The organism is Streptomyces sp. NPDC046909 (assembly GCF_040644695.1).
Classification (GTDB): Bacteria; Actinomycetota; Actinomycetes; order Streptomycetales; family Streptomycetaceae; genus Streptomyces.
Genome location: NZ_JBEYXC010000007.1, coordinates 353,651 through 377,541, shown reverse-complemented (window position 1 = coordinate 377,541; position 23,891 = coordinate 353,651). Strand labels below are relative to the sequence as shown.

The 23,891-nt window shown below is 70.5% G+C and carries 24 protein-coding genes and 1 pseudogene; 8 read left to right on the top strand and 17 right to left on the bottom strand.

The window, feature by feature from the left end; all coding sequences use genetic code 11:
• The 8 genes and pseudogenes from ABZ928_RS25305 to ABZ928_RS25270 form a co-directional block, all read right to left on the bottom strand.
• Positions 1–1,235: pseudogene (locus ABZ928_RS25305) on the bottom strand (5,6-dimethylbenzimidazole synthase); the annotation flags it as partial.
• 367 nt (positions 1,236–1,602) lie between these two features.
• Positions 1,603–2,814, bottom strand: a complete 1,212-nt coding sequence (gene cbiE, locus ABZ928_RS25300) for a precorrin-6y C5,15-methyltransferase (decarboxylating) subunit CbiE (RefSeq protein ID WP_361523124.1) — start codon at positions 2,812–2,814, stop codon at positions 1,603–1,605.
• A 103-nt stretch (positions 2,815–2,917) separates the two neighbouring features.
• A complete protein-coding gene (locus ABZ928_RS25295) occupies positions 2,918–3,556 on the bottom strand; it encodes a GNAT family N-acetyltransferase (RefSeq protein ID WP_361523121.1) in 639 nt (212 codons plus the stop codon).
• 203 nt (positions 3,557–3,759) lie between these two features.
• Complete coding sequence (locus ABZ928_RS25290; RefSeq protein WP_361523118.1) at positions 3,760–4,593, bottom strand: MetQ/NlpA family ABC transporter substrate-binding protein; 834 nt, start codon at positions 4,591–4,593, stop codon at positions 3,760–3,762.
• Positions 4,594–4,623: 30 nt separating this feature from the next.
• On the bottom strand, positions 4,624–5,460 hold the full coding sequence (locus ABZ928_RS25285) for a MetQ/NlpA family ABC transporter substrate-binding protein (protein WP_361523115.1): 837 nt from the start codon (positions 5,458–5,460) through the stop codon (positions 4,624–4,626).
• Positions 5,461–5,529: 69 nt separating this feature from the next.
• A complete protein-coding gene (locus tag ABZ928_RS25280) occupies positions 5,530–6,255 on the bottom strand; it encodes a methionine ABC transporter permease (RefSeq protein ID WP_361523112.1) in 726 nt (241 codons plus the stop codon).
• Positions 6,252–7,283 (bottom strand): ATP-binding cassette domain-containing protein, encoded by a 1,032-nt coding sequence (locus ABZ928_RS25275; protein WP_361523109.1) that lies wholly within the window; start codon positions 7,281–7,283, stop codon positions 6,252–6,254. The genes ABZ928_RS25280 and ABZ928_RS25275 overlap by 4 nt, the downstream gene beginning before the upstream one ends.
• A 363-nt stretch (positions 7,284–7,646) precedes the next feature.
• Positions 7,647–8,297, bottom strand: coding sequence for an HAD family hydrolase (locus ABZ928_RS25270; RefSeq protein ID WP_361523106.1), 651 nt, complete (start codon positions 8,295–8,297; stop codon positions 7,647–7,649).
• Positions 8,298–8,362: 65 nt separating this feature from the next.
• Between ABZ928_RS25270 and ABZ928_RS25265 the strand changes: the two genes are divergently transcribed.
• The 3 genes from ABZ928_RS25265 to ABZ928_RS25255 are packed head-to-tail and all read left to right on the top strand — an operon-like array spanning position 8,363 to position 9,511.
• A complete protein-coding gene (locus ABZ928_RS25265) occupies positions 8,363–8,680 on the top strand; it encodes a hypothetical protein (RefSeq protein WP_361523103.1) in 318 nt (105 codons plus the stop codon).
• Between the two features lie 50 nt (positions 8,681–8,730).
• Positions 8,731–9,090, top strand: coding sequence for a hypothetical protein (locus ABZ928_RS25260; RefSeq protein ID WP_361523100.1), 360 nt, complete (start codon positions 8,731–8,733; stop codon positions 9,088–9,090).
• A complete protein-coding gene (locus ABZ928_RS25255) occupies positions 9,071–9,511 on the top strand; it encodes a hypothetical protein (protein ID WP_361523098.1) in 441 nt (146 codons plus the stop codon). Before ABZ928_RS25260 ends, ABZ928_RS25255 begins: the two co-directional genes overlap by 20 nt.
• Before the next feature lie 7 nt (positions 9,512–9,518).
• Here ABZ928_RS25255 and ABZ928_RS25250 read toward each other — a convergent pair whose 3' ends face one another.
• The 3 genes from ABZ928_RS25250 to ABZ928_RS25240 all read right to left on the bottom strand — a co-directional run bounded on the left by ABZ928_RS25250 (position 9,519) and on the right by ABZ928_RS25240 (position 11,807).
• Positions 9,519–10,016, bottom strand: coding sequence for a GNAT family N-acetyltransferase (locus tag ABZ928_RS25250; protein ID WP_361523095.1), 498 nt, complete (start codon positions 10,014–10,016; stop codon positions 9,519–9,521).
• Between the two features lie 46 nt (positions 10,017–10,062).
• Entirely contained in the window at positions 10,063–10,569 is a 507-nt protein-coding gene (locus tag ABZ928_RS25245; RefSeq protein WP_361523092.1) for a sigma-70 family RNA polymerase sigma factor, read from the bottom strand.
• A 74-nt stretch (positions 10,570–10,643) separates the two neighbouring features.
• Positions 10,644–11,807 (bottom strand): glycerophosphodiester phosphodiesterase, encoded by a 1,164-nt coding sequence (locus ABZ928_RS25240; protein WP_361523090.1) that lies wholly within the window; start codon positions 11,805–11,807, stop codon positions 10,644–10,646.
• A 329-nt stretch (positions 11,808–12,136) separates the two neighbouring features.
• Here ABZ928_RS25240 and ABZ928_RS25235 point away from each other — a divergent pair, with 329 nt between their 5' ends.
• A complete protein-coding gene (locus tag ABZ928_RS25235; protein WP_361523088.1) occupies positions 12,137–12,811 on the top strand; it encodes a lysophospholipid acyltransferase family protein in 675 nt (224 codons plus the stop codon).
• A gap of 62 nt (positions 12,812–12,873) precedes the next feature.
• On the opposite strand, the gene ABZ928_RS25230 is transcribed toward ABZ928_RS25235, so the two are convergent.
• The 4 genes from ABZ928_RS25230 to argH all read right to left on the bottom strand — a co-directional run bounded on the left by ABZ928_RS25230 (position 12,874) and on the right by argH (position 17,659).
• Entirely contained in the window at positions 12,874–14,400 is a 1,527-nt protein-coding gene (locus ABZ928_RS25230; RefSeq protein WP_361523085.1) for an MFS transporter, read from the bottom strand.
• On the bottom strand, positions 14,397–14,993 hold the full coding sequence (locus ABZ928_RS25225; protein ID WP_361523083.1) for a helix-turn-helix domain-containing protein: 597 nt from the start codon (positions 14,991–14,993) through the stop codon (positions 14,397–14,399). The genes ABZ928_RS25230 and ABZ928_RS25225 overlap by 4 nt, the downstream gene beginning before the upstream one ends.
• A gap of 91 nt (positions 14,994–15,084) precedes the next feature.
• Positions 15,085–16,062, bottom strand: a complete 978-nt coding sequence (locus tag ABZ928_RS25220) for an aldo/keto reductase (protein WP_361523081.1) — start codon at positions 16,060–16,062, stop codon at positions 15,085–15,087.
• A gap of 166 nt (positions 16,063–16,228) precedes the next feature.
• A complete protein-coding gene (argH, locus tag ABZ928_RS25215) occupies positions 16,229–17,659 on the bottom strand; it encodes an argininosuccinate lyase (RefSeq protein ID WP_361523078.1) in 1,431 nt (476 codons plus the stop codon).
• A gap of 183 nt (positions 17,660–17,842) precedes the next feature.
• Between argH and ABZ928_RS25210 the strand changes: the two genes are divergently transcribed.
• The 3 genes from ABZ928_RS25210 to ABZ928_RS25200 all read left to right on the top strand — a co-directional run bounded on the left by ABZ928_RS25210 (position 17,843) and on the right by ABZ928_RS25200 (position 20,182).
• The gene (locus ABZ928_RS25210) at positions 17,843–18,760 is read left to right on the top strand and encodes a hypothetical protein (RefSeq protein WP_361523075.1); all 918 of its coding nucleotides are present in this window, start codon (positions 17,843–17,845) and stop codon (positions 18,758–18,760) included.
• 129 nt (positions 18,761–18,889) lie between these two features.
• On the top strand, positions 18,890–19,477 hold the full coding sequence (locus ABZ928_RS25205; RefSeq protein ID WP_361523073.1) for a pyridoxamine 5'-phosphate oxidase family protein: 588 nt from the start codon (positions 18,890–18,892) through the stop codon (positions 19,475–19,477).
• Positions 19,478–19,480: 3 nt separating this feature from the next.
• The gene (locus tag ABZ928_RS25200; protein WP_361523070.1) at positions 19,481–20,182 is read left to right on the top strand and encodes a L,D-transpeptidase family protein; all 702 of its coding nucleotides are present in this window, start codon (positions 19,481–19,483) and stop codon (positions 20,180–20,182) included.
• On the opposite strand, the gene ABZ928_RS25195 is transcribed toward ABZ928_RS25200, so the two are convergent.
• Both ABZ928_RS25195 and ABZ928_RS25190 read right to left on the bottom strand, forming a co-directional pair.
• Positions 20,169–21,635: a HAMP domain-containing sensor histidine kinase gene (locus ABZ928_RS25195; RefSeq protein ID WP_361523068.1), complete on the bottom strand. Its 1,467-nt coding sequence runs from the start codon at positions 21,633–21,635 to the stop codon at positions 20,169–20,171. The genes ABZ928_RS25200 and ABZ928_RS25195 overlap by 14 nt on opposite strands.
• Entirely contained in the window at positions 21,632–22,372 is a 741-nt protein-coding gene (locus ABZ928_RS25190) for a response regulator transcription factor (RefSeq protein WP_361523065.1), read from the bottom strand. Before ABZ928_RS25190 ends, ABZ928_RS25195 begins: the two co-directional genes overlap by 4 nt.
• A gap of 150 nt (positions 22,373–22,522) precedes the next feature.
• Between ABZ928_RS25190 and ABZ928_RS25185 the strand changes: the two genes are divergently transcribed.
• Positions 22,523–23,875, top strand: coding sequence for a ferredoxin reductase family protein (locus ABZ928_RS25185; RefSeq protein ID WP_361523063.1), 1,353 nt, complete (start codon positions 22,523–22,525; stop codon positions 23,873–23,875).
• Positions 23,876–23,891 lie beyond the last annotated feature (16 nt).

Sequence of the window (23,891 nt, the reverse complement as noted above, 5' to 3'; positions counted from 1 at the left end):
ACCGCGGCGCCCGACTGCCCAGCTTCCACCACGCCCTCGGCCCCAGGGACTCCCCCGGCATCCGGCACCTGCCCGGCAACCGGCCCAGCCACGGCGCCCGGCAACTGCCCGGCGTCCACAGCACCCTCGGCCCCAGGGACTCCCCCGGCATCCGGCACCTGCCCGGCCACCGGCGCAACCGCGGCGCCCGACTGCCCAGCTTCCACCACGCCCTCGGCCCCAGGGACTCCCCCGGCATCCGGCACCTGCCCGGCAACCGGCCCAGCCACGGCGTCCGACAACTGCCCAGCGTCCACAGCACCCTCGGCCCCCGGGATCCCCCCGGGACCGGACACACTCGCGTCGCCCGGCACATGCCCAGGACCAGACACATCCGCATCCCCCGGCACAAGCCCGGGACCGGACACACCCGCATCCCCCGGCACAACCCCGGAGTCCGACATCTGCGCCACACCCACGACACCCTCGGCCGCAGGCACACCCCCCGCTTCCGGCAAGTGCGCGGCGACCGGCGTCTCACCCTCCGTGCCGTACACCACTCCACCGACCGGCGCGGCATCCACACCCACCGCGACCTGCGCGGCGTACAAACCCTCCGGAGTCTGCGGGACGCTCGTCGCCGCAACCGTCTCCGTCGCGAGGCGGGCCATCGTGGCCTCGGCCGGGCCTGTCGGGGCGGGGGCCTGGTCTGCCACCGGGACAACCGTTTCGGCAGCCGGGGTGGCGCCCCAGGGGGTGGCGCCGGGTGGGGACGTCTCGCGCAGGTGCTGCGGGACGTCGAGGTACTCGGGGCCGGTCTGCGGGCCGGTGTGGCGGACGGGGGCGCCCGCGGGGCCGCGGTCGGCGAGGGAGCGGACCGGGCTGGCGGAGGTGTCGGGGAGGGGCGGGCCGAGGTGCAGGGGCCGGCGGGGCGTCACCGGCGGGATCGGCACCGACGGGGCCACTCGCCGCGGCTCGGGCGGGCGGACGGCGCTGAGGTCGTGCGCGCCGCTGTCGCGGCCGGAGGTCTCGTGCGGACCGGGCTCGTGGACGGTCTCGACGACCGGCTCGGGCGCGGGCGGGGCGACCTCGTTGCCCCAGGCGCCCTGGGCGCCGGGCAGCAGCAGGAGGTCTTCGTCCTCGGCGGTGGTCTCGGAGAGGTAGGTGTACGCACCGTGCGCGGGAACGCCCGGCTGCTCCACCATGCCTGCGTTCTCCGGCAGTCCCTCGCCCGGGACCTGGCCGGTGTCGGTCATGCGTACCCCTCGCCCATCGGTTAGTGCTTCTACGGCCAGCTCACCGGGGACGGCGCACCGACCGCCCCCGCAGTGAAGAACGAGCGTGCGTGCCCAGCGGCACGAACGGCCCTGCCGAGAAAGACGACAAAGCCATTAACTGGCATTGTCCCGGCCGTTCCCCCGTCGCGACAGCTTGATCCGCGACGGCCCGCTGTGGACTGCGCCACGTTGCGCGTCCTCCGGTTCTGCCGTACCACACCCACCCCAAAACGGGCGTGCTTTCCGGACATTGACGAACGAAAGGCCGGTCCACCGGAGCGGTACAACAGTCCGCCAGCCTACCGCGCGCAGTACGACAACAGGATCACGGGACCAACAAATGGGGTCACGTTGCCCGGTCCGGCAGAACCCCGCTGAGCAGGAACGCTACGCTCCGCTCCGTCTCCGTCCAGGCCCGTGTGTCGAGTTCGACGGACTGGATGAGGGCGCACTCGACGCGGTAGCCGTGTTCGGTCAGGTCGCGGCCGATGAGTTCGGCCTCGTCGCGGGTCATGGCGTGGGCGACGATGCGCTGCGGGCGGCGGTCGGCGACCGCGGAGACGACGGCCGCTCCCCCGCCGCCGACCCGGACGACGTCCGGTTCGGGCAGGTTCTCCAGTACGTGCGGTGCCGTGCCCCGGACGATCTGGAGCTGGACGCCGAAGCGGCGGGCGGCCGCGTCGGTGCGGCCGCAGGCGGTGAGGTCCCGGTCGACGGCGATGACGGCGGCGCCGGCCCGGGCGGCCTCGACGGTGAAGGCGCCGCTGCCGCAGCCGATGTCCCAGACCAGGTCGCCGACGCGGGGGCCCAGGCGGGCGAGTTGGGCCGCGCGGAGCAGATCCGTCTCACCCTCGCCGAGCGGACCGTCGTACGCCTCGGCGGGCAGTGCCCAGCCGCGGGGGCCGGTGCCCGGGTCGCGGCCGGAGATCCAGCCGCCGCCCTCCGCCGCGGTCACCGGGCCGCCGATGACGATGACGACGTTCGGGTCGCGCCAGGTGTGGTCGGCGGCCTTGTCGGAGGTGAGGATCGTGACCTGTTCGCGTTCGGTGCCGAGTTCCTCGCAGATGACGAAGGTGCGGTGGACGCCCTCCATCAGGAGGCCGAGTTCGGCGGGGCCCGCGCCCGGTGAGGTGAGGACGGCGACCTTGGTGTGGGCGCGGCACACGTTCACCGCGCGTCGCAGGGTGCGACGGTGTGCGACGACCACCTGGGCGTCGTCCCAGGGCATGCCGGCGCGGGCGAAGGCGGCGGCCACGGAGGAGACCGCCGGGACGACCTCGACCTCCAGGCCGAACTCGGGGGCGCGGAGCGTTCGTACGACTCCGAAGAAGCCGGGGTCCCCGTCGGCGAGGACCACCGCCGTGCCCCGGTGGCCGGTGATCCGGCGGGCGGCCAGGGCGACGCTGCCGAGGCGGATGCGTTCGGCGGTGGGGGGCACCTCGGGCAGTGCCAGATGGTGGGCGGCGCCCGCCACCAGGGTGGCGGCGCCGAGGGCGGCGCGTGCCGCGGCCGTCAGCGGCGAGCCGTCCCAGCCGATCACCGTGACCCGGTCGGCCATCGTCGTCAGTCTCCAGGGGGTTTGCGCAGGTCGTCAGGGGCGGGCTCCGTGAGGGTACCTGGTCGGCCCGACGAACAGGGCGGCGGTGCCGCCGCCCCCTGGTTCAGTTCCAGTCGCCGTACGACGTGAAACCGTCCGCGTCGGTCAGCTGCTCCCCCGAGCCCTCGATGTCCTCCGGGAGCAGGCTCCACACGATGAAGTCGGTGCGGACCTCGGCCCAGGTGTCGTCCTCGGTGCGGACTCGCGCTATGCACGCGTTGCGCAGGACGCCCTCGCTGATACAGCCGATCTTCTGGGCGACCTGCTGGGAGGCGGTGTTGTCGGCGGCCGTGCGCAGCTCTATGCGCTCGAACTTCTGGTCCGTGAACAGCCATTGGGCGGTGGCGAGCGCGGCCTCGGAGGCGTAGCCCTCGCCGCGGGCCCAGGGGGCGATGATGTACGACAGCTCGGTGGCGCGGATGTGCCAGTTGGTCTTGGTCAGTTGGACGATGCCCACCAGGCGCTGGGTGAGGAACTCGGTGACGGCGAGGTCGAGGCCGCGGCCCGCCTCGCGTTCGGTGGGCGCGTACTCGGTGATCCAGCCTCGCGCGCCCTCCTCGGTGAAGGGCTGCGGGACGTCGGTCCAGGCGGCGATCTGCTCGTCGTTCATCATCTCGGTCAGCGCGGGAATGTCGTCCTCGTCGAGGGGACGCAGCACCAACCGCTCCGTGCTGATGGAGATGTTGGGGAAGGTGCTAGTCATGCGCCGCTCCGTAACCTTCGGAAAACCTTCAAGTCCTGCTGAGCTCCTGCTGAACTGCCCAGCATGCAGCATGAAAGCACTGGACCGCACACAGGGTCCTCCCCCACTGCCTAAACGGCGTGGGGGCACCCCCAGGGGTGAGCGAGTGGACCCTGTGCGTGGCGATACGCGGTATACGCGGGGCGATACGAGGTATACGCGCGTCAGCCGGAGGTGACCGGCAGGACGCTGCCCTTGTACTTGTCCTCGATGAACTTCTTCACGTCGGACGAGACGAGCAGCTTGGCGAGCTTCTCGACCCGGGGGTCGTCCTCGTTGCCCCGCTTGACGGCCAGGAGGTTGGCGTAGGGGTTGTCCTTCGCCGACTCCAGGACGATCGCGTCCTTCGCGGGGCTGTAGCCCGCGTCCTGGGCGTAGTTGTTGTTGATGACCGCCACGTCCACGTCGTCGAGCGAGCGCGGGAGTTGGGCGGGCTCCAGCTCCTTGAACTTCAGGTGCTTCGGATTCGCCTCGATGTCCGCGGGGGACGCGTTGGCGCCCGCGCCGTCCTTGAGGGTGATGAGGCCCTTGGCGGCGAGGAGTTTGAGGGCGCGGCCCTCGTTGGTGGTCTCGTTGGGCACGGCGACGGTGGCCCCGTCGGCGAGCTTCGAGATGTCCTCGATCTTCTTGGAGTACACGCCCATGGGCGGGAGGTACGCCTTGACGACCGAGACCAGGTCGGTGCCCTTGGACTTGTTGAACTCGTCCAGGAAGGGCTGGTTCTGGTAGAGGTTCGCGTCGAGCGTGCCCTCCTGGAGCGCGGTGTTCGGGAGGACGTAGTCCGTGAACTCCTTGATCTCCAGGTCCAGTCCGGCCTTCTCGGCGAGGTTGTCCTTGATGTACGTCAGGACTTCGCCGGCCGGGACGGCGGTGGCGCCGACGACGAGGGTGCCATCGCCGTCACCGCTCTTGCCCGAGTCCGAGTCCGAACCCGAGCCGCAGGCGGTCAGGGCGAGGGCCAGGGCCGCCGCGGCCGCGGGTATGACGAGCTTGCGCATGATGATCGGTCCCCCTGTTGATCAGTGCGCTCAGAACGACGGGATGACGGAGCCGTCGTACTTGTCCTCGATGAACTTCTTGACCTCGTCGGAGGTGAGGAGCTTCGCGAGCTTCTTCACGCGCGGGTCGTCCTCGTTGCCGTCCTTCACCGCGAGGAAGTTGCCGTACGGGTTGTCCGTGGCGGACTCCAGGACGAGGGCGTCCTTGGCGGGCGAGAGGTCGGCCTCGATGGCGTAGTTGCCGTTGATGACCGCGGCGTCGACGTCGTCCAGGGAGCGCGGGGTCTGGGCCGCCTCCAGCTCCTTGAACTTGAGGTTCTTGGGGTTCTTGGCGATGTCGGCGGGGGTCGCGTCGTTGCCCACGCCGTCCTTGAGGGTGATGATCCCGTTGGCGTCGAGGAGCTTGAGGGCACGGGCCTCGTTGACGCTGTCGTTCGGGACGGCGATCGTCGCACCGCTCTTGAGGGCGTCGGCGCTCTTCACCTTGTGCGAGTAGAGGCCGAGCGGCTCCAGGTGGACCGTGACGACGGGCACGATGTGGGTGCCGTTCTTCTTGTTGAAGTCGTCGAGGTACGGCTGGTTCTGGAAGTAGTTGGCGTCGACCGAGCCGTCCTCCGTCGCCGTGTTCGGCGTGACGTAGTCCGTGAACTCCTTGACCTCCAGGTCGAGGCCCGCCTTCTTCGCCAGGTTGTCCTTGACGTAGTTGAGGATCTCGGCGTGCGGGACGGGGCTCGCGGCGACGACCAGCGGACCGCTGGTGTCGGAGGAGCCGGCGGAGGTGGAGTCCTCCGAACCGCAGGCGGTGAGCCCGAAGGTGAGGGCGCCGGCGGCGAGGAGTGCGGTGGTGAGCTTTGCGGTGTTACGCACGAAAAGTGCCTTTCCTTTTGGGCAGAGCGACCCCGCGGAGGGTGTGCGGGGAAGTTTTCGGGGGTGGGGTCAGACGGTCTTGGTGTCCGCCGTGGCGGCCTTCAGCAGCCGCAGCTTCGGTGCCGGGCCGCCGCGTCCGCCGCGGCTGTGCAGCGAGCGGGCCGCGTAGTCGCCGGCGAACTGGATCAGCGAGATGACGACCGCGAGGATCGCGACGATCACCCACATCAGCTCGCTCTCGAAGCGCTGATAGCCGTAGCGGATGGCGAGGTCGCCCAGGCCGCCGGCGCCGACCGTGCCGGCCATCGCGGAGTAGCCGATGAGGGCGACGATCGTGGTGGTCGCAGAAGCGATCAGCGACGGCAGGGACTCCGGTACCAGGACCTTGCGCACGATGGTCCAGGTGTTGCCGCCCATCGACTGAACGGCTTCCACGAGGCCGCCGTCCACTTCGCGGACAGCCGTCTCGACGAGCCGGGCGAAGAAGGGAATCGCTCCGACGGCCAGCGGCACGATGGCGGCTTCACGGCCGATGGTGGTCCCGGTGACCCAGCGGGTGAAGGTCATCAGCGCGACCATCAGGATGATGAACGGCATCGAGCGGGCGATGTTCACGACCTGCCCGATGACCTTGTTCGCGAGAACGTTCTGGAGCAGTCCACCGCGGTCGGTCAGGACCAGCAGGACGCCGAGCGGAAGTCCGCCGACGATGGCGATGAGCGTGGACCAGCCGACCATGTACAGGGTGTTCCAACACTCGGGTTCGAGCAGCGCCCACATCTCGGACCAGGTCACTTCGCACCTTCCTTCACCAGGAGTTCTTCACCGACGACGTCGATCTGGAGGCCCTGTTCGCGCAGGAAGCCGACCGGTACGACGTTGTCCTCGTAGCGGCCGGGGAGTTCGATGCGCATCCGGCCGACCTGGAGGCCGCCGACGGTGTCGATGGCGGCGCCGAGGATGGAGATGTCGATGTTGTAGGTGCGGGAGAGCTGGGAGATGACCGGCTGGGTCGCGGCCTCGCCGTGGAAGGTGACGTCGAGGACGGTGCGGTCGTCGCCGGTGGCCTCGCCGCCGACCGGGAAGAGGGCGGTGGCGAGCTCGGAGCCGGGGGTGGCGAGGAGTTCGCTGACGGTGCCGGACTCGACGATGCGGCCGTTCTCCATGAGGGCGGCGGAGTCGCAGATCTGCTTCACGACGTCCATCTCGTGGGTGATGAGGAGGACGGTGAGGCCGAGCTGGCGGTTCAGGTCGCGCAGCAGCTGGAGGATCGAGCGGGTGGTCTCCGGGTCGAGGGCGCTGGTGGCCTCGTCGGAGAGGAGGACCTTGGGGTCGCCGGCCAGGGCGCGGGCGATGCCGACGCGCTGCTTCTGGCCGCCGGAGAGCTGGGCGGGGTAGGCCTTGGCCTTGTCGGCGAGGCCGACGAGGTCGAGGAGTTCGAGGGCCTTCCGGGAGCGCTCCTTGCCGGACTTGCCGAGGATTTCGAGCGGGAGCTCGATGTTGTCCTGGACGGTCCGGGAGGAGAGGAGGTTGAAGTGCTGGAAGACCATGCCGATACGGCTGCGGGCCTGGCGGAGTTCCCGGCCGGCCCGGGGACCGCGTCCGGCGAGGGCGGTGAGGTCCTGCCCTGCGACCGTCACGGTGCCGGCGGTGGGCTTCTCCAGCAGGTTGACGCAGCGGATGAGGGAGGACTTGCCGGCGCCGGACTGGCCGATGACGCCGTAGACCTCGCCTTCGCGGACGTGCAGATCGACGCCGTCCAAGGCGGTGACCTCACGGCCGCGCGAGCGGTAGACCTTGGTCAGGCCCGTGGTGGTGATCACTGGGGTTTCCGTCACTGTCGGGTGCAGGGCGTGGGTGTGCCCTGGCGGGTGCATTCGGTCGGGAACGCGGCACGGTTCTCGTGCGGTGGCACAGGAGCCGGGGGAGAACATGTGCGCGGGGCGGCGTCACGTACGGCATTCAGCGCACGGACATGCCACTGCGTCTCGCTTCGGGGCGCGAGCTCGGGGTGGTGCGGGGGCCCTCTAGAAGGCGCACATTCGACACATACAGCGAGCACCGGGCGTCATGGTCGCCTCGGTCGCAAGGGTGCGGCTGCTCGTCGTGGTCATGGAATCAGTAAAGCAGACGTATGGTCCTGACAAGCCGCCGCTGTCCAGGATGCGGACAGCGGCGGACAGGGTTCAGGGGTGGACGGAGATCACGACGCCGCCGTCGGTGACCAGTGCCGACAAGGCCGCGAGGTTGTCGACGACGAGGTCCGCGTCGAGCTCGTGAGCCTGGTGGGTTGTGGCCAACGCCACGGTGGTCATCCCGGCCGCGCGACCGGCCCGGAGTCCGGCCGGGGCGTCCTCGAAGACGACGCACTGGGCGGGGTCGACGCCGAGTGCGCGGGCGGCGAGCAGGTACGGCTCGGGGTCGGGCTTGCCGCGGGTCACGTCCTCGGCGGCGACGAGCGTCTTCGGCAGGATGCCGACCGCGTCGAGCCGCGCCTCGGCGAGCCGCCGGGTGGCGGAGGTGACGACGGCCCAGCGATCGGCGGGCAGCGAGTCGAGGAACCCCTTGGTCCCCGGCAGCAACCGCACACCCCCGTTGGGCACGTCCTCCACCTCCAGCTTCTCGATCCGCGCGACCGCCTCCGCCACGACCTCCGCGGGCAGCAGATCGGCGGCTATCTCGGCGGCGGTACGACCGTGCAGTTCGACCCGCCCGAACTCCTCGGCCGTGATCCCGTACTCCCCGGCCCACTGCCGCCAACAGCGGTCCACGGAGGCGAGCGAGGAGACGAGAGTGCCGTCGTTGTCGAAGAGCAGGGCTTGTGCGCGGATCGTCATGGTCCCGACCCTACGGGGCCCCCGGAGCTTGCCGGGCGGGGCCTGGGGCGTCGATCATGCCGGGCATGAGAGCCGAGGTACAGACCTTCGTGGCCGACGGGCCGCTGCCGGACGAGGATGCCGAAGGGGAGGAGATCGACCGCCGGGTGGCGCAACTGGACGCGATCGCCCGTCCGGTGACGGGCGACGAGGCCCGGGCTCTGGCGGAGTGCTTCGGGCCAGACGACTGCTATGGCGTGGCCTGGACGCTGCTGCATCTCATCGAGACGGGGCCGAACCCGGTGTTCGTGGCCCGCCCCGGCCCGGATGCCGGTGAGTGGCAGCACCGGTTGTGGCAGCGGTGTGTGAACGGTGGGCTTGTCTCCGACGAGCCTGGCGACTGACGAGCGGGGTCGGCCGCATCAGGTGTTTTGGGCCGTAATAGGGTCGGCGCATGTTTGATGTCCTGACGCTGGTGACCGGGGTCGCCGCGCTTCTGCTCGCCGCTTGGTGCGGGTGGGCGGCCTATCGTGATCAGCCGACCAAGGACTGGCACTTCATCGGGATGGGTGTGGTGTCGCTGCTGGCTGTGGTGCAGCTGGTCGTGGGGATCGTGCAGTTGGCGCGGGGCGAGGAGCCGGAGCAGGGGACGACCATCTTCGTGGCGTATCTGCTGGGGGCGTTCGCGTGTGTGCCGGCCGCCGGGTTCATGTCGCTCGCCGAGCGGACCAAGTGGGGCTCGGTGACCGTGGCCGCGGGCGGCGTCGTGCTGGCGGTGCTCGAAGTGCGGCTCTATGACATCTGGGGAGGCTGAGGTGGCCGTGGACGAGGAGAAGACGACGACCAGGAACCGGCTGATCAGCGGGCCCGGCACGCTGCTCGTATGGCTCTACGGGGTCATGGTCGTGGGCGCGGTGTCGCGGTCCGTCTATCAGATCGCCACCGAGTTCGACCGGGCGCCGCTCGCCTACTCGCTCTCCGCCCTCGCGGGTGTCGTGTACGGCTTCATCACCTACACCCTCGTGCGCGGCGGGGAGACCGCCCGCAAGGCGGCGCTGGTGTGCTGCGCCGCCGAGCTGGTGGGAGTGCTGACGGTGGGTACCTGGACGCTGGTGGAGCCGTCGGCGTTCCCGGACGCGACCGTCTGGTCCGACTTCGGCATGGGGTACGTGTTCATCCCCGTACTGCTGCCGCTGTCGGCCATCTACTGGCTGCGCAAAGCGCGGACCGCCTGAGAAAGTCTCAGGCCGTCGCCGCGTATGTGCCCGCCGGCTTCTCCAGGACGATCATCGGTACGCCGTCCGCGCCCTTCGACGTGCCCACCGCCTCGTAGCCCACCTTGCGGTAGAGGCGGAGGTTGCCCTCGCTGCGGTGGCCGGTGAAGAGGCGGAACCTCGTGGCGCCGCGCTCCTCGGCCAGGGCCGCTTCGGCCGCGCGCAGGAGGCGGGCTCCGATGCCGTGGCCCTGGAGGCGGGGGTGGACGCAGAGCTTGCCGATGGCGGCCGAGCCGTCCTCGGTGACGCGGCCCCGGACCGAGCCGACCACTTCGTCGCCGAGCCGCGCCACGAAGACGCAGTCCCCGGCGACCTCCTCACGGACCGAGTCCAGGCTCTGGACGAGCGGATCGATGCGGTAGTTGCCGTACAGCGCAGCCTCGCTCTGGAAGCACAGGTACTGCAGCCTGAAGATCTGCTCCGCGTCCTGCTCGGCCGCCGCAGAGATGGTCACGCTCATGCCCATGTGCGCACGCCTCCCGCTCACCTGATCGCCATTTCGTCCCTCACTCCTATCCCCGCGCTCCGCGGGCCGCAACCTCCGGTGTGAGCAATCGGCGAAGACATCCCAGGCATCTGGAACGTTCCGGACCGAGACTGCCCTGTGAGATACCCAACTCCCCCGCGATTTCGCGGTAGGTGAGGTCCATCGGGGAGAGCAGCGCCGTCATCAGACTCGGGCAGCGGCCCGGCAAACGGCGTACGGCGTCCCGCAGGGCGCGGCCCCGGGCCGCCGCGAGGGCGAGGTGTTCGGGGGTGCGCTCGGTGTCGTCCGCGGGCTCGGTTTCGTACGGCCGTTCGAGCATGGTCGTACGACGGCTGCGGCGGGCCTCCGAACGGACGGCGCTGCGCAGCCAGCTCTGCGGGTCGGCGGGCGGGCCGTCGGTGTCGAGGTGCTCCAGGAGGCGGAGCCAGACGGCCTGTTCCAGGTCGCCGGGTTCCGTACCGGTGGCATGTGCCTCCGCGGAGGCCTCGGCGGTGAGCAGGGGGCGCAGGATGGTGACGAGGTCGTGCGACATATGCCTGACGACGCGGCCGTCCGGGCGGCGGGTTGCCCGGACGGCCGTTGTTCACCCCAACCGGGGCCGGGCGCTCAGCCGTTGACGAAGTCCTCGCGGGCCAGCAGGCCGGTGTCCGGGTTGTCGGTGAAGACGCCGTCGATGCCCGTGGCGAAGTAGGTGCGGTAGGCGCCGAAGACATCGCCGTACGCGTCGGAGTCGGTGCCCTTGCGGAAGTCCGCGGGCAGGAAGGGGTTCTCGTTGCGCATCGTGTAGGGGTGCAGGATCAGGCCCGCCGCGTGGGCGTCCGCCACCAGGGTGGTGGGCGTGGTGAGGAAGCCGGCGGCGTTCTTCGGGATCACCAGGTCGAGGGTGGGGCCGATGCCCTGCGCGTAGGAGGCGATCTCGGCGAGGCCTGCCGGCGTGATCAGGTCGGCCACCGTGCGGGGGTCGCCCGCCTCGACGAAGTCCCAGGGGCGGGTGGTGGCACCTGACAGCAGGACGACCAGCGGGTTGCCGACCAGCTTGTTCAGGCGCTGGATGCTGCTCGGCTCGAAGGACTGGAGGATGACCGGCGAGTTCCTGCGGTCCTTGCCGTACTTGCGCAGCAGCTTCGCGACCCGCTCCTCCAGACCCAGGCCGAGCTTGCGGAAGTAGGTGGGGTGCTTGGTCTCGGGGTAGATCCAGACCTGCTTGCCGCGCTTGCGGGTCTGCTCGTCCTGCCACTTCAGGACTTCCTCGAAGGTGGGGATCTCCCAGCGGCCGTTGTAGAGGGTGTTGTGCGGACGGTTGGCCGGGATCCGTTCGATCGCGCGCAGGGTCTTCAGCTCGGCGAGCGTGAAGTCCTCGGTGAACCAGCCGGTGACGGAGACACCGTCGAGGACCTTCGTCACCTTGCGGTCGGCGAACTCCTTGTGGTCCGCGACATCCGTCGTGCCGCCGATCTCCGGCTCGTGGCGGCAGACCAGGTGACCGTCCTTGGTGGGCACCAGGTCGCCCGCCTCGACGACATGGGCACCCAGGTCGAGGGCGAGCTGGTACGACCCGAACGTGTGCTCCGGCCGGTAGCCGCTGGCGCCCCGGTGGCCGATGATCGTCGGCACGGGCAGGCTCTTCACGCCTCCACCATGCCCGGCCTCGCCCGCTCTCGCGGTACCCGACAGGCCGAGTACGGCTCCGCCCGCGCCGAGTACCGCGGCGCCGAGGAGTGCCCGCCGTCCGGTCCCGCCCACCTGCTCGTCCGAGTTCTGCGTTCCCATGAGGGCCCTCCCTGTCGCCGCTTCGATGCGGGCCGATCGTAGGTGCGTGTACATGACGGGCGGGAGACCTCCGGCGGAACACGCGGGTGCCGCTGGATGTCGTACGGGAGGGGTGATGTGACAGCGCGTCAGGTGGGTACGCGATATCCGTCACATCATGGCCAACGCGTTACGGGCGGTAGATCGAGCGCCACCGCAGGTAAACCCGCGTCAACAGTGCGTAAGACCTCGGTGAACCCGGGGAACCCGATGTGCACTACCCCGGGAACCGCGAGTATCGTCCTCACCTGCACAGACATATACCGATTCACTTGACACCGGAGGATCCGTTGTCCCGCTTCGCGTTCCTCAAGGCAGTGCTCGGACCGATCATGCGCCTGATGTTCCGCCCCCGGGTGGAGGGTGCGGAGCACATCCCGGGGGACGGTCCGGTGATCCTCGCCGGGAACCACCTCACGTTCATCGACTCGATGATCATGCCGCTCTTCTGCGACCGCCAGGTCTTCTTCATCGGCAAGGACGAGTACGTCACCGGGAAGGGCCTCAAGGGGCGGCTCATGGCGTGGTTCTTCACCGGCTGCGGCATGATCCCCGTCGACCGGGACGGCGGGCGCGGCGGGGTCGCCGCACTGATGACCGGGCGGCGGGTGCTGGAGGAGGGCAAGGTCTTCAGCATCTACCCCGAGGGGACGCGGTCTCCCGACGGGCGGCTGTACCGGGGGCGTACCGGGATCGCCCGGCTGGCTCTGATGACCGGTGCGCCTGTGGTGCCGTTCGCCATCATCGGCACGGACAAGGTGCAGCCGGGGGGTGCGGGGTTTCCCCGGCCCGGGCGGGTGACGGTGCGGTTCGGTGAGGCTATGGAGTTCTCTCGGTATGAGGGGATGGACCGGGATCGGTATGTGCTGCGGGCTGTGACGGATTCCGTGATGGCGGAGGTCATGCAGTTGTCGGGGCAGGAGTACGTGGACATTTACGCGACCAAGGCGAAAGAGGCCGCGTAGTCGTTCGCCTGCGGGAGCGTGGGGGCTTGTCGCGCAGTTCCCCGCGCCCCTGGGTACGTCCCCTAAGCGGCGCTTTCCAGGTTCTGTCCCTTCAGCATGAACCATGCCGCCGCTGCCGTTGCCAGCAGGACCGCTGCCCCTACGCCTGCCGCCAGCGACAGGCCCTCCACGAAAGCCTGCCTCGCCGCGTCCAGCAATGCCTCTGACTGCTGCTGCGGCATTCCCGCCGCCGTCTCCACCGCCGCGCCCAGGGACTCGTGTGCCCCTTCCGGCGTACCGGCCGGGCCCGTGAAGTCGCGGTAGACGCCTGTCACGATCGAGCCCAGGACCGCGATGCCGAGGGCCGCGCCCAGTTCGTACGCCGTCTCGGAGACCGCCGATGCCGAGCCCGCCTGCTCCTTCGGGACGCTGGACAGGATGACGTCGGCCGTGACCGTGAAGGAGAAGCCGGCGCCTGTGCCGACGACCAGGAGGGCGGCGCCCAGCAGGGGGTAGCCGGTGGTCTCGTCGATGACCGTCAGGGCGGCCAGGGCGATGCCCACCGCCGCGAGGCCGCCCGACACGACCGAGCGGACCGAGAAGCGGCGGGCAGCGCGGCCGGCGATGAGGCCCGCGGCCACCGCGCCGACGGCGGCGGGGAGTTCGGCCAGGCCAGCCTCCAACGGGCGCCTGCCCTGGACGAGTTGCAGATACTGGGAGAGGAAGAACACCAGGCCGGACAGGCCGAGGATGGTCAGCAGGTCGGCCAGGACCGCCGCGCTGAAGCCGCGGTTGCGGAACAGGCGCATGTCCAACAGCGGGGTCGGCAGGGTGAGTTGGCGGCGGACGAACCAGCACAGGGCTGCCGCGCCGAGCAGGGCCACGGCGGCGGTCTCGCCGGTGATGCCGTGGCTGGCGGCCTCCTTGACGGCGTATACCAGGGCGATCATGCCGACCAGGGAGAGGGCGACGCTGGCCATGTCCCACGGGCCGGGGTTCGGGTTCTTCGACTCCGGGAGCAGCTTGATGCCCACCAGGACGAGGACGGCCATCACCGGCAGGTTGATCAGGAAGACCGAGCCCCACCAGAAGTGTTCGAGCAGGAAGCCGCCCATGATCGGGCCGATCGCCGTACCGGCGGAGGCGGTCGCACCCCAGATGCCGACGGCGAGGCTGCGTTCGCGCGGGTCGTGGAAGAGGTTGCGGATCAGGGCGAGGGTCGCCGGCATCAGCGTCGCGCCCGCCACGCCGAGGAGGGCGCGGGCGAAAATCATCAACTCGGGTGTCGTGGCGTAGGCGTTGAGGATCGATATCGCGCCGAACGCAGTGGCTCCGACCAGGAGGATTCTCTTGCGGCCTATGCGGTCGCCGAGACTGCCCATCGACACGAGCAGGCCCGCGATGACGAACGAGTAGACGTCGCCGATCCAGAGGAGCTGGGTGCCGGACGGCTTCAGGTCCTCGCTGATGTAGGGGGTCGCGAGACCGAGGACGGTCGCGTCGACGGCCACCAGCAGCACGGCGAGGACGAGGACGGACAGCGCGAGCCAACGGCCCGGGCGCTTGGTCACCGCCTCGGTCGTGGTCGCCGGCCGCAGGGTGCTGGTCATGATTCCTCTCTCGGTGTTGCGTGTCTCGGTGTTGCGTGTCTCGGTGTCGCGTGGTGCCTCAGTGCGCCGCCGAGCAGCAGCTCGACGATCATGTGCTGGAAGTCGTTGCGGGCGACGCGGCCCTCCGACACCGCCCAGGCGCCGGAGGCCAGCAGGCCGTACAGCGCCTCGGTGAGCCAGGTCGGGGTGAGGTCGATACGGAACTCACCGGCCGCCTGGCCGCGTCGGAACAGGGCCGCGATGCGGTCGTCGATCCTGGTCCAGCCCGCGTTCTGCTCCTCGCCCTCGAACAGCTGGTTCTCGGTGTAGAGGAAGGCGAGCAGGGCTGCGGCCGGTTCGATCTCCCGCACGAGTCGCCGTACGGCGTCGCTCGCGGGGCCCTCGTCCGGGCGGGCCGCGTCCAGGGCGGCCTCGCACTCCGCGATACCGAGCGCCTCCAGGGCCCGTACGAGTGCGTCACGGCCGGCGAAGTGGCGGTGCAGGGTGGCGCGGCTGATCCCGGCGGCCCTGGCAACTTCGTCCATGGTCGCGGTGGATTTGCGGGTCAGCAGGGCCGCGGCACTGCGCAGCACGTGGTCACGGTCGACAGCCATGAGACGACCATAACCCATGTGAGACATTCTTGTCTCATTAGGGGCATGGGCGTCTCATGGGCGTCTCATGACTGAGGGGTGCCGGGGTGGCTCAGTGCCAGGGCAGCTCGCGGCGGTGGTGCCAGTACGCCTGCGGTTCCTCCACCAGAGCCGCGAGGCGTGTCAGTTGCTCCTCGTCCAGGTCGACGACCGCCGCGTGCAGGTTGGAGGCGAGCTGGTTGGTCGTGGCGGCGCCCGAGAGGACCACGCCAGCCCAGGGCCGGCGGAGGATCAGGGCGAGGGCGACCGCGTCGCAGCCGAGGTTCGTCTCCGCGGCCACCGCCTTCAGGGCGTCCGGGGCGTGCGGGTCCGCGAGCCTGCCATTGGCCATGCCCTCCTTGACGATCACCGTGAGCCCGGCGTCGTGGGTCTCGGCGAGGGCGGGGGCGGCCGACGTCTCCAGGGCGTTGTACGTCGACTGGACGGTACGGAAGAGGGGCTCGCCGTCCACCGTCACTTCCAGTGCGGCCCGGATGGCTTCGGCCTGGGCGGGGCCGCTGGTGGAGAAGCCGATGCTCACGCCTGCGGCGGCCGCCTCGGCGAGTTTGGCGTGGAGTTCCTTGTCGGTGAGGGCCGGGCTGTCCGGGGTCACCGAGTGGATCTGGTAGAGGTCCAGCCGGTCGCCCAGCAGCGCGGCGGTCTCAGCGCGCTGGCGTTCGTATGTTCCGACGCTGTGGTCCTTGACCTCGTGGTTCTCGGCGTCGGTGGTCCAGGCGGCGGTGTAGGTGTAGCCCCATTTGCTGCCTACGACGATGTCGTCGATGTCGGGGCGGGCGTTCAGCCAGTCCGCGAGAAACTCCTCCGAGCGGCCGTAGGAGCGCGCCGCGTCGAAGTAGCGGACGCCTTGGAAGTAGGCGGCGTCGAGGAGTTCGTGGGTGCGGGTGCGGAGGGCTTCTACGCTGCGGTTCTCTGCGAGGCCCAGGTCGTCGTCCCGGCCCAGGTTGATGTAGCCGGGGCGGCCGACTGCTGCGAGGCCCAGGCCGATGTGGCAGGTGGGGGTTGTCGCTGTTGCCAGGCGGGCGAAGGGCATCGCGGGCTCCGTTCGGTCGGTTCCTTACGGCTTCGACCAAACTAACCCGCGATGACCTTCGGTGACGCAAGCCGCCCAAGAGCCCGGGTTGTGCGGAGCGTTTACCGATGCGGGTGCTTCGTGGTTGCTCGCGCAGTTCCCCGCGCCCCTGACGGGGCGCTTCCGCTCAGCCCTTCTTGGCAGTTGCCCACTTGTGCTGCTCCGCCACGTTCGCCTTCACCTCTGCCAGCTGGATCGCCACCGCGCTCGGGGCCGTGCCGCCGCGGCCGTTCCTCGATGCGAGGGCGCCGGGGACGTTCAGGACCGTGCGGACCTCGGGGGTGAGGTGGGCGCTGATCTTGGCGAACTGGTCGTCCGTCAGCTCGTCGAGCTCCTTGCCCTCGGCCTCGGCCGCCTTGACGCACTCGCCGGCGACCTCGTGGGCCACCCGGAACGGGACGCCCTGCTTGACCAGCCACTCGGCGATGTCGGTGGCGAGGGAGAAGCCCGCCGGGGCCAGTTCCTCCATGCGGTCGCGGTTGACCGTGAGGGTGGCCATCATGCCGGTGAAGGCGGGGAGGAGGACCTCCAGCTGGTCGCAGGAGTCGAAGACCGGCTCCTTGTCCTCCTGGAGGTCGCGGTTGTACGCGAGCGGGAGGGCCTTCAGCGTCGCCATCAGGCCCGTCAGGTTGCCGATCAGGCGGCCGGACTTGCCGCGCGCCAGCTCCGCGATGTCCGGGTTCTTCTTCTGGGGCATGATCGACGAGCCCGTGGAGAACGCGTCGTGCAGGGTGACGAAGGAGAACTCCTTCGTGTTCCAGATGATGATCTCCTCGGCGATCCGGGAGAGGTTCACGCCGATCATCGCGGTGATGAAGGCGAACTCCGCGACGAAGTCACGGGAGGCCGTGCCGTCGATGGAGTTGCCGACGCTGCCGTGCTCGAAGCCGAGGTCCTTCGCGACCGCCTCCGGGTCCAGGCCGAGCGACGAACCGGCCAGGGCGCCCGAGCCGTACGGGGAGACCGCGGTCCGCTCGTCCCACTGGCGCAGCCGTTCCGCGTCCCGGGAGAGGGACTGGGCGTGGGCCAGGACGTGGTGGGCGAAGAGCACCGGCTGGGCGTGCTGGAGGTGGGTGCGGCCGGGCATCGCGACGTCGGGGTGGGCCTCGGCCAGGCCGATCAGGGCGTCCTGGAGTTCGGCGATGAGACCGCCGATGATGCGGGCGTGGTCGCGGAGGTACATCCGGAAGAGGGTCGCGACCTGGTCGTTCCGGGACCGGCCGGCGCGGAGCTTGCCGCCGAGGTCGGGGCCGAGGCGCTCCAGGAGGCCGCGCTCCAGGGCGGTGTGGACGTCCTCGTCGGCGATGGTCCCGACGAAGTCGCCGGACTCCACGTCCGTGAGGAGCTGGTCCAGGCCCGCGATCATCCGGGTCAGTTCGTCGTCCGTGAGCAGGCCCGCCTTGTGCAGCACGCGCGCGTGGGCACGGGAGCCGGCGATGTCGTAGGGGGCCAGGCGCCAGTCGAAGTGGACGGACGCGGACAGCTTCGCCAGGGCCTCGGCGGGACCGTCGGCGAAACGGGCGCCCCAGAGCCGGACATCACCGCTGTTGCTGCTCACTTGCGTTGCTCCTCATCGCTGCACTCAAGGTCATGCATGATTATGCAAGGTTCTGCATGATTCGTCAATCGGGGCCGATTTTGCGGACCCTTGAACACGGGAAACCGCTTACCCGTACTTCACCCCGAACGCAGGCGCCGCGTTTGTACACGACGACACCCCCGACCCTTGTGAGGCTTCCGCATGTCCAGGGCACTCCCGAAGTACAACAAGCGCCGTGTCGCGTTGATCGGCGGCGCCACCGCCCTCGTGCTGACCGGCGCCGTCATCGCCGGTTCCGCTCTTGCCGGGGAGACCTCCAAGAGCGGCGGCACGGCCAACGCGCAGACCCTCGCCGATCCTGGCACCATCACCTGCCCGGACGTCGCCTCGCAGCTGCCGGACATCCCGGCCACCGCGCAGGCCGAGGTGGACCGCAACCTGGCCCTCCTCCAGACACAGATCGACGAGGCCAACAAGCGGCTGGTCAGCACGGTCGGCCAGGGCGGGCCCAACTTCGTCCAGAACGCCATCCTCGGTCCGCTGGAGGACAAGCGGACGTCCACCATCGACCGGATCGCCATCTCGATCGGCCGGACCGCCGAGAAGCCGCAGGGGCTGGGCTCCCTGGCCGCCTGCGCGCTCAACGCGGGCGGCGTCGCGGACGACGAGGCCGGAGCGGGCGCCGGTGAGGAAGCGGGCGCCGGTGAGGAAGCGGGCGCCGGCGAGGAGGCCGAGGCCACGCCGAGCGCCACCGCATCGGACGCCGCGGAGGGCGCCGGCGAGGAGGCGGGCGACGGGGCCGGCGAGGACACCGGCGACGCCGGCGTCGGCACGATCACCTGCCCGGACGTGGCCTCCCAGCTCCCGGCGATCCCCGCGACCGCGCAGGCCGAGGTGGACCGCAACCTGACCCTGCTCCAGACCCAGATCGACGAGGCCAACCAGCGCCTCGTCGACACGGTCGGCCAGGGCGGACCGAACTTCGTCCAGAACGCCATCCTCGGCCCGCTGGAGGACAAGCGGATCGCCACGGTCAACCGCATCGCCACCGCCATCGGCCGCACGGCCGAGAAGCCCCAGGGTCTGGAGTCCCTGGCCACCTGCACGCTCACCCAGTGACGTGACAGGTGCTGTGGCCGCCCCGAGTTGTGCGCCGGCCGGGGCGGCCACGGCGGTGTCCGTCGCACAAGGAAGCGGATGCCGTAATTCCTTAGACAGGCGAAAGAGTCTCGCCCATAATCGTTAGACATGGGAAAGACTTATGAGCGCATCGACGGCAGGCTGCGGACCTTCATCGAGGAGCAGCCCCTCTTCTTCACCGCGACAGCGCCCCTGTCCGGCGACGGCACGGTCAACCTCTCCCCCAAGGGCCTCAAGGGCTCCTTCGCGATCCTCGACGAACTGACCCTCGCCTACCTGGACTTCGCCGGCTCCAACGCGGAGACCATCGCACATCTGCGGGAGAACGGCCGGATCACGCTCATGTGGTGCGCCTTCCAGGGCCCGCCCAACATCGTCCGGGTGCACGGCCGCGGCGAGGCCGTCCTGCGGGACGACCCCCGCTTCGAGGAACTGCTCGGCCACTTCCCGGACATCGACCCGAGCCCGCACGGGCTGCGGGCGATCATCGTGGTGACGGCCGAGACCGTCCGGGACTCCTGCGGTTACGCGGTGCCCTTCATGACGTACGACGAGGACCGCGATCTGCACGGCAAACGTTTCGCGCGCGAGGACGACGACTCGCTCAGCGCGTACTTCGCCAAGAAGGAGCACATCGCGACGAGCCTGGATGGCCTACCCGGGCTGCCGTTGCCGCTGCCGCCCTCTACCTTCTGAGCCATGGGCTCCCCCGCCGTCGCCACGGCTCTCGTGTCCGCGTCCCTCCTCGTGCTCGCAGCCGCGCCCGGCGGTACACAGCCGTTGCCCACGCGCATGGCCGACACCGGGGGCGGTACGCAGCTGATCACCGCGGTCGCCGCCCGGACCGGGTCGACCACCGGCACCGTCACCTGGTGGAATCTGCGCAACGGACGGTGGGAGAAGGCCGGTTCGGCCGAGGCCCGCTTCGGGGCCAAGGGGCTCGTCGAGGGGACCTCCCGCAAACAGGGGACGAACACGACCCCGACCGGGCTGTACGACCTGCCGTTCGCCTTCGGCATCAAGGCGGCGCCGACCGGGACGACGTACAAGTACCGTCCCGTGCACGCGAGTTCCTGGTGGTGTCAGGACAACGACTCGCGCTCCTACAACCGTTGGAGCGAGCCGCGCGCCAAGGACTGCCGGGCCGGTGAGTCGGAGCATCTCATCGCGTACGAGAAGCAGTACGCGTACGCCCTGGTCATCGGTTTCAACTACGCCGAACCCGTGCGGGGCCGGGGTGCCGGGATCTTTCTGCATGTCAACGGGCGTGGGGCGACGGCGGGTTGTGTGTCGGTGTCCGGTGACGCCATGCGGCGGATCCTCCAGTGGGCCGACCCGGAGCGGCGGCCGCACATCGCGATCGGGACGACGAGCGGGCGTACGGCGATCACTCGGTACTGAGCCGGACGGTACTGAGCCGGACCGTGAAGGTGGTCGAGCCCGGCCGGCTGTCCAGGTGCACGCTGCCGCCGTGCGCCTCCGCCACCGCGGCCACGATGGACAGGCCGAGGCCCGCTCCGCCGCCCGGGGTCTCGGTGCGGCGGCGGTCGGCCCGGGTGAAGCGTTCGAAGACGCCGGGCCGGATGTCCTCGGGGACGCCGGGGCCGTCGTCGTGGACCTTGAGGACCGCCTCGGTGTCCTCGGCCTCCAGGGAGACCGTCACCGTGGTGCCCACGGGTGTGTGCCCACGCGCGTTGGCCAACAGGTTGGCCAGCACCTGTTGCAGGCGGTGGGCGTCGCCGGTGACGGTGACCGGTTCCTCGGGGAGTTCCAGGGTCCAGCGGTGACCGGGGCCCGCGGCGCGGGCGTCCGTCACCGCGTCCAGGACGAGGATCGTCAGGTCGACCGGGCGGCGTTCCAGCGGGCGGCCCGCGTCCAGGCGGGCCAGGAGCAGCATCTCGTCGACCATCTCGCCCATGCGGGAGGACTCGGCGGCGATGCGTTCGAGGGCCCGGGTGATCTCCGGCGGGACCGGGCCGGGGTGCAGCAACGCCAGTTCCGCGTGGCCGCGCACCGAGGCGACCGGGGTGCGCAGCTCATGGCTGGCGTCGGCGGCGAAACTGCGCAGCCGCTCCTCACTGGCGTGCCGTTTGGTGAGCGCGTCCTCGACATGGCCCAGCATGCGGTTGAAGGCGCCGGCGACCTGGCCGATCTCGCTGCGGGGGTCCGATTCCGGGGCCCGCGGCGGCAGCGCCACCTCGCCGCTGGCCAGCGGGAGTTCGCTGACCCGGGTGGCGGTCGCCGCGACCCGGCTCAGCGGGCGCAGCGACCAGCGCACCCACATGGCGCCGGCCACGCCGGTGACGGTGAGGGCGAGTCCGAAGACGATCCCGGCGAGCAGTTCGAGCCGGTGGACCGTGGCCTCGACGGGCTCCAGGGGCAGGCCGGTGATCAGGACGTCGCCGTCGATGCCGTTCGACACCAGCACGCGATAGTCGTCCAGCGCGGAGAGGCCGACGGTGTGGCCCTTGCCGTCGGCCGGGATCGCGGCGAGCCGTTTCTCGTCGCCGTCGGTGAGCGTGACGTCCTTGGTGCCGCTCGGGCGGACGACCGCCGCGTGGGTGGCCGTGCCGTCGACCAGTCGGGCGCCGAAGGTGCCGGTGGCCTGGCGGCGGGTGTCGCCGTGCTCGTCGCCGTCGTGATCGTCTCTTTCATCCGGCAGCTCGCCCTTGTGCTCCAGGCTCACCGCGAACCGGTTCCCGGCCTCGGTCAGCTGCTCGTCGAGCCGGCCGGTCAGAAACCCCCGCAGTCCCACGACGGCGGCCAGCCCGACCGCCGCGCAGCTCACCGCCAGCAGCACCACCAGGCCGAGGGTGAGCCGGGCGCGCAGGGTGTGCGGCGGCGCGGGCCTCATCCGGTCACCGGCTTGAGCACATAGCCCGCCCCGCGCACGGTGTGGATCATCGGCTCGCGTCCGGCGTCCACCTTCTTGCGCAGATAGGAGATGTACAGCTCGACGACATGGGCGCGGCCGCCGAAGTCGTACGACCACACCCGGTCGAGGATCTGCGTCTTGCTGAGCACCCGGCGCGGATTGCGCATGAGGAAGCGCAGGAGCTCGAACTCGGTCGGGGACAGCTCGATCAGCTCGCCCGCGCGGGTCACCTCGCGGGCCTCCTCGTCCATGACCAGGTCGCCGACGGTCAGCCGCGGGCCCTCCTCCAGCTGGCGGGCCATGCCGGCGCGGCGCAGCAGGCCGCGGATGCGGGCGACGACCTCCTCCAGGCTGAAGGGCTTGGTGACGTAGTCGTCGCCGCCCGCGGTGATCCCGGTGATGCGGTCCTCGACGGCGTCCCGCGCGGTCAGGAACAGCACGCAGACGTCGGGTTTCACGGTGTGCAGGGAGCGCAGGACAGCGAAGCCGTCGGTGTCCGGGAGCATCACGTCGAGGACGACCGCGTCCGGCATCAGCTCGCGGGCCGCGGTCACCGCCGTGGCGCCGTCGCCGGCTGTGCGGACCTGCCAGCCCTCGTAGCGCAGGGCGCCGGAGAGCACCTCGGCGAGATCGGGGTCGTCGTCGACGACGAGGACCCGCAGGGGTGTGCCGTCGGGGCGGGCGAGGGCCGGGCGGCCGGAGCGGGTGGTGTTCATGGCCCTATCAGGATCACCCCTCGCGAGGGTCCCGGGCGCCGTCGCATGCTCTGAGTTTGCTCTGAGTGGGCTGAGCGGGGTGCCGGTTCAGAGGGTGCTGAGAAGTTACGGCGGCACAGTGGCGTCCCTGGAAGCAGAGAGGACGCTCATATGACCACCGTGGACGAACGGCGGGCGGCACCGGCCGTGGCACCGCCCGGGCGGCGCTCCCCCGCGGGCGCGGTGCTGGCTGTGCTGTGGGCGGGGGCGGCCGCGGTGGTGGCCCTGTGGTGGGCGGACACCGGCTCGGTGGTCGGTGCGGCGGGATGGCTGACCGGCGCCGGACGGATCGCCGGACTGCTGTGCGGGTACGCCTGCGCGGTGCTGGTCGGTCTGATGGCGCGGGTGCCGCTCCTTGAGCGGCGCATCGGCTCCGACCGGGTGGCGCGCTGGCACGCGATGGCCGGCCGCTACACGGTCTGCCTGCTGGTCGCGCACATCGTGCTGATCCTCCTCGGGTACGCCGCCCAGGACCGGGCCTCGGTCTGGCACGAGACGGTGACGGTGGTCCTGGACTACCCGGACATGCTGAAGGCGGCCTTCGGCACGGTGATCCTCTTCGCGGTCGGCATCACCTCGGCACGGGCCGTACGCCGCCGTACCAGCTACGAGTTCTGGTACTACGTCCATCTCCTGACCTACGCGGCCGTCTTCCTCGCCTTCTTCCACCAGCTGACGCTGGGGAATGACTTCAGCGGCAACTCCTGGGCCACGGCCGCCTGGTACGTCTTGTACCTGGGCGTGGCGGGCCTGGTGCTGTGGTTCCGGGTTCTCGTCCCGGTGCGGCTGAATCTGCGGCACCGGCTGCGGGTGGAGTCGGTGCACAAGGAGGCGCCGGGCGTGTACTCGGTCGTCGTGCGGGGGCGGCGGCTGGACGAACTGGGCGCGCGGGCCGGGCAGTTCTTCCGCTGGCGGTTCCTCGGCGCGGGGCTGGGCCGGACGTCGACGCCGTACTCGCTGTCGGCGCCGCCGCGTCCGGACCTGATGCGGATCACCGTCAAGGCGCTCGGCGGGCACAGCGCGGCCGTGGCGCTGCTGCGGCCCGGCACGCGCGTGTGGGCGGAGGGGCCGTACGGCTCGATGACCGAGGACCGGCGGACCTCGCGGCGGGCGCTGCTGATCGGGGCGGGCGTCGGGATCACCCCGCTGCGGGCCCTGTTCGAGACGCTGCCCGGTGATGTCGCCCTGCTCTACCGGGCCCGTACCGCCGAGGATCTCGCGCTGGGCGGCGAGTTGGAGGCGATCGCCCGCTGGCGTGGCGCGCAGGTGCGGTACGCGCTCAACGGGCCGGACGGAGAGCGCCCGGACCTGTCCGCCGCCGCCCTGCGCTCGGCCTTCCCGGACCTCGCCGACCGGGACGTCTTCCTGTGCGGTCCGCACGGGTTCGCGCGCGAGCTGTACGAGGCGCTGCGCACCGCCGGTGTGCCGGACCGCCGTATCCACCACGAGTCGTTCGAACTGTGAGAGCTGAGAGAGCTGT

Coding starts and splice junctions, on each gene's coding strand:
- cbiE (WP_361523124.1), bottom strand. CDS start 2,814: ATGGCCGACCGGGTCACGGTGATCGGCTGGGACGGCTCGCCGCTGACG.
- ABZ928_RS25295 (WP_361523121.1), bottom strand. CDS start 3,556: ATGACTAGCACCTTCCCCAACATCTCCATCAGCACGGAGCGGTTGGTG.
- ABZ928_RS25290 (WP_361523118.1), bottom strand. CDS start 4,593: ATGCGCAAGCTCGTCATACCCGCGGCCGCGGCGGCCCTGGCCCTCGCC.
- ABZ928_RS25270 (WP_361523106.1), bottom strand. CDS start 8,297: ATGACGATCCGCGCACAAGCCCTGCTCTTCGACAACGACGGCACTCTC.
- ABZ928_RS25265 (WP_361523103.1), top strand. CDS start 8,363: ATGAGAGCCGAGGTACAGACCTTCGTGGCCGACGGGCCGCTGCCGGAC.
- ABZ928_RS25260 (WP_361523100.1), top strand. CDS start 8,731: ATGTTTGATGTCCTGACGCTGGTGACCGGGGTCGCCGCGCTTCTGCTC.
- ABZ928_RS25255 (WP_361523098.1), top strand. CDS start 9,071: ATGACATCTGGGGAGGCTGAGGTGGCCGTGGACGAGGAGAAGACGACG.
- ABZ928_RS25250 (WP_361523095.1), bottom strand. CDS start 10,016: ATGGGCATGAGCGTGACCATCTCTGCGGCGGCCGAGCAGGACGCGGAG.
- ABZ928_RS25245 (WP_361523092.1), bottom strand. CDS start 10,569: ATGTCGCACGACCTCGTCACCATCCTGCGCCCCCTGCTCACCGCCGAG.
- ABZ928_RS25240 (WP_361523090.1), bottom strand. CDS start 11,807: ATGGGAACGCAGAACTCGGACGAGCAGGTGGGCGGGACCGGACGGCGG.
- ABZ928_RS25230 (WP_361523085.1), bottom strand. CDS start 14,400: ATGACCAGCACCCTGCGGCCGGCGACCACGACCGAGGCGGTGACCAAG.
- ABZ928_RS25225 (WP_361523083.1), bottom strand. CDS start 14,993: ATGGCTGTCGACCGTGACCACGTGCTGCGCAGTGCCGCGGCCCTGCTG.
- ABZ928_RS25220 (WP_361523081.1), bottom strand. CDS start 16,062: ATGCCCTTCGCCCGCCTGGCAACAGCGACAACCCCCACCTGCCACATC.
- ABZ928_RS25210 (WP_361523075.1), top strand. CDS start 17,843: ATGTCCAGGGCACTCCCGAAGTACAACAAGCGCCGTGTCGCGTTGATC.
- ABZ928_RS25205 (WP_361523073.1), top strand. CDS start 18,890: ATGGGAAAGACTTATGAGCGCATCGACGGCAGGCTGCGGACCTTCATC.
- ABZ928_RS25200 (WP_361523070.1), top strand. CDS start 19,481: ATGGGCTCCCCCGCCGTCGCCACGGCTCTCGTGTCCGCGTCCCTCCTC.
- ABZ928_RS25195 (WP_361523068.1), bottom strand. CDS start 21,635: ATGAGGCCCGCGCCGCCGCACACCCTGCGCGCCCGGCTCACCCTCGGC.
- ABZ928_RS25190 (WP_361523065.1), bottom strand. CDS start 22,372: ATGAACACCACCCGCTCCGGCCGCCCGGCCCTCGCCCGCCCCGACGGC.
- ABZ928_RS25185 (WP_361523063.1), top strand. CDS start 22,523: ATGACCACCGTGGACGAACGGCGGGCGGCACCGGCCGTGGCACCGCCC.